4 protein-coding genes are annotated in these 3,449 nt (G+C 69.6%); 1 reads left to right on the forward strand and 3 read right to left on the reverse strand.

From position 1 onward, the window contains the following. The coding region (locus tag EB084_21970; protein ID NDD30931.1) for a hypothetical protein at window positions 1-1,042 on the forward strand (1,042 nt) is incomplete at its 5' end. Here the strand turns inward: EB084_21970 and EB084_21975 are convergent. From EB084_21975 to EB084_21985, 3 genes are all read right to left on the reverse strand, one after another. Next, window positions 1,023-2,048 carry a hypothetical protein gene (locus EB084_21975; protein NDD30932.1) on the reverse strand — a complete coding sequence of 342 codons (1,026 nt, stop codon included), beginning with the start codon at window positions 2,046-2,048 and terminating at the stop codon, window positions 1,023-1,025. The two genes, EB084_21970 and EB084_21975, sit on opposite strands and share 20 nt — an antisense overlap. A gap of 144 nt (window positions 2,049-2,192) precedes the next feature. Beyond that, the gene (locus tag EB084_21980; protein ID NDD30933.1) at window positions 2,193-2,765 is read right to left on the reverse strand and encodes a hypothetical protein; all 573 of its coding nucleotides are present in this window, start codon (window positions 2,763-2,765) and stop codon (window positions 2,193-2,195) included. A 70-nt stretch (window positions 2,766-2,835) separates the two neighbouring features. After that, entirely contained in the window at window positions 2,836-3,417 is a 582-nt protein-coding gene (locus EB084_21985) for a hypothetical protein (GenBank protein NDD30934.1), read from the reverse strand. Between the last annotated feature and the right edge of the window lie 32 nt (window positions 3,418-3,449).

The following is a 3,449-nucleotide window of genomic DNA, read 5'->3' on the forward strand; positions in this document are numbered from 1 at the left end:
CGGGTCGACGGCGGGGCGCGCCCACGCGCTGCGCATCAGCGCGACCCTCGAGGCGCTCGAAGGTCGCTACGACATCGCACTCCAGCTCGCCCGCGAGAGCCGGGCGCTCGCCCACACGCTCGCGTCGGTGCGCATGACCTGCTGGGCTCGGTACGCGGAAGGACTGGCACTCCTGGGCTGCGGAGCGCACGCGGCCGCCCGCGAGGCGCTTGAAGAGAACCTGCGCGACGGCGGGCGCGCCGGCGGCATGCACGTGCAGGCCTATGCCCGACTCGATCTGGCCACGCTCGAAGCAGCCGAGGGGAACCTCACCCTGGCGACATCGCACCTCGACGAGAGCATCAAGGCCTTCAACCGGCAGGGGTACGCCATGGGGGTCGCCATGGCCGAGCTGCGTCTGGCCCGCCTGCACCACGCCGCGGGCCGTGACGAGCAGGCCCACGCGCTGCTCGAGCGGGTCATCGAGACCGCGTCGACCCTGGGAAACCCGCGGCTCGAAGCCGAGGCCCGACGCTTGCAAGAAGGGCTCGCGCGCGTGCAGGGCGGTGCTCAGCCCCACGGTCGACTGGTGGTGGTCACGCGTGAGGGCTGCCACCCCTGCACCGAAGACGAGCTGACGCGCCTGCGCGGGCGAGCCGACACCTTTGCGCTCTTCCTCGACATGCCCAGACGCACCTTGCGCGTCGAGGGGAAGGGTGACGTACCCATCTTCCGCCGCCCTGTGCTCCTTCGGCTGCTCACGACCCTGGTGCGCGCGGGCAGCGAGATCTCGAGCGCCGAAGCGCTCGTGCCACAGGTCTGGGGCTTTCCCTACGAAGGCGAATCTAGCGCCCTCGAGGTGCGCAAGGCGGTGTCACGGCTGCGCGATCTGGTGGAGGCCGATCGCTCGGCCCCCCGCTGGATCGTGCGCCACGAAGCCCGGGTAGGGCGCCGTGGCGGTTACCGCTTCGAAGCCGCAGGCCCGTTCTGCGCCATCCTGGACGCCGATGACGGCCCTGCGCCCGGCGAAGCGCAGCCCCGCGTCACGACACCGCGCGGATGACGCGGGTCTCGGCGGCGGGCCAGGTGAATGCTCGACGCCGCCTGTCGTTTGCCAGCCGAGGCTGCGGCGAAGCGACCGGGGTCACCTGCGCCACATCTCCCAGCAGGCTGTCATAGAGATCGCGCACCGTGCTCGGCGTCAGGCCGATCTCGCGCTCGTAGTGCTCGACCAGATCCTGATAGTGGCGGAACGCCTCCGCGCGGCGACCCTGCGCCACGAGAGCGGCCATCAGCCCCCCGTGGAACTCCTCGCGCAGATCGTCGAGGGGAATGGCGTAGCGTGCCGTCTGCTCGGCCGCTGCTGCCTCGCCCAGGGCCAGGCGGCAGCGGATCATCATGCCCAGCCCGCGCAGGTGCAGCTCGGCCAGGTGCGCGCGCCGCGTCTCGATCCACTCGTCGTCAAAGCCTTCGAGCAGCTCCCCCCGATAGAGCGGCATCACGCGCTGCAGAACCTCGAGGGCTGCGGCGGGCGCGTCCACATCGAGACAGGCGGCCGCCTCCTGCACCCCCTGTTCGAACACGTCGGTGTCGACCTCCACGGGGTGGGTGAGGGTGATGGCGCGGCTACGTCGGTTGCGGTCGAGCTGCAGGTCGGCGCCCAGTGCCTTCGACACCACCAGCCGGACCTGGTAGATCGCGTTGCGCAGGCTGCCCCGCGAGTGCTCGTCGTCCCGGTCGCCCCAGAAGGCGCCCATCAGCGCCGAATCCGGGATAGCGCGACCGCTGCGATTCACGAGATAGGTGAAGAGGAGCATCGACTTCTGGGTGGTCCAGCTGCCTTCGTCGATGCGACCCGCCGGACCGTGGGCCTCAAAGCGACCGAGCAGGTTGACCCGAAGCGTGTCAGACGGCTGCGCCTCGCAGGGCTTCGTCACGACGGGAGCGGGCGCCTTGCCCAGGGTCTCGATGAGACGCTGCCGGCGCTGATTGGCGGAGAGCTCGGGAAAGACATCGGCGAGCATGGCGTCGAGGGATTCGATGAGGTCTTGCGAGGTGCGGCTGTTCATTTCGGTCCTCCAGAAATCTCGTCGGCGTCTGCGGCGCCGCTGAAACAACCTTACGACCGATGGGCGTGACACTCAAGTACAACAGCGTACCACGTGAACGGCACGCCCCGTACCAACCCCTCGCAAGCGCTGCGAACCGTGCCGCTATGCCGACCGAGACGCTTCCGGCGCAGGTCGGCGAAGCATGTCGTGGAGCAACTTGAGCCCCACGAGACTGGCGGTGGCAACGGCGCCGCTCACGGGGGCCAGCCCCGTGGTGCTGAGCAGGGCGGCACCGCTGACAGCCATCTCGAGTCCGCCGCCGATGATGCGGTGCACCCGCTCGGAACGGGTCTTCGCGCTGGCCGAAGCGGCAATCTCGATGCCGCCCACGGCCATGCCGATGCCTGCAAAGACCGGCCCCCAGACCATCGACGACACCTGCGCCACCTGCCCCATCCAGCCGGCCGCGCCCACCGCGCCGAAGATGCGACCGGCATCGAGGGCGTCGGTGGCGAAGTACCACAGCCGCTGCCCCCACGAAGGCCGAGGCGAGACGGTCGCCGCGGCCTTGACGTCGAGCTTCGGGGCAGTGAGACTCGCGCTCTTCTGGAACGAGATGAAGGAAGGCCTGTCGCCGAACCGCGCGCGGTCAGCCGGCTGGAGGGTGAGGGGGCGCACGGGGCGTGCGGCCGCCATCAGGAAGGACGACGAGAGGGGAAGACGGATGCTGTTCACTGTGATCTCCAGGGTTCTGTCTATATGAGGGTCTGCGGCACGAGCCGCGAGAGATTGCGCGGAGGTTGGCTCAGGCGAACGTGGCGGCGAGCTTGTCGCCGGCCCACGCCACGGCCTTCTCGCCAAGACGGGTGCCCACGACGTACCCCCCCTGGGCGCCTACCATGGCGCCGGCGGCGACCCCTACAACCTCGCCGATGGCCGCCTGACCCACGAGACGCGCTGTGGTGGGTTGAGGCGCAGGCGGAAGCTGGGCCAGTGCGTTGGTCAGGTACTGGTCAACCGTGTCGCAGGTCTGCTGGCGCATGGCGTCAGACTGCGTGCGCCAGGTCTGCTCGCCGGTGGCCAGGGTTCCGAGAGCGGCACTCGTGCCATACACGAACGCCCCCCCCGCCACCAGATTCGCCGCGAAGGCAACTTGAAAGCCCACCTCAGCCTGCTTCTCTCGCAGGTTGGCCCCATGGACGATGCCGTGCGCTCCGCCCGCGGCACCGTTGGCAATCATGCCCACAAGGCCGCCCACCATGCCGGCTCCGATGGTGAGCGCCTTGCCCACGCCACGTCCGACATCGGCCACGGTCATGGTGTCGAGGCAGAACCCGTCGTGCGGAGCAGCGGCAGGCGATTCAGGTGCAGGGGACTGCGCGTTCACCAGGGTCGGTGCGGCAGCGCTGCGGCTCGAGA

This window comes from Pseudomonadota bacterium, assembly GCA_010028905.1.
Lineage (GTDB): Bacteria > Vulcanimicrobiota > Xenobia > RGZZ01 > RGZZ01 > RGZZ01.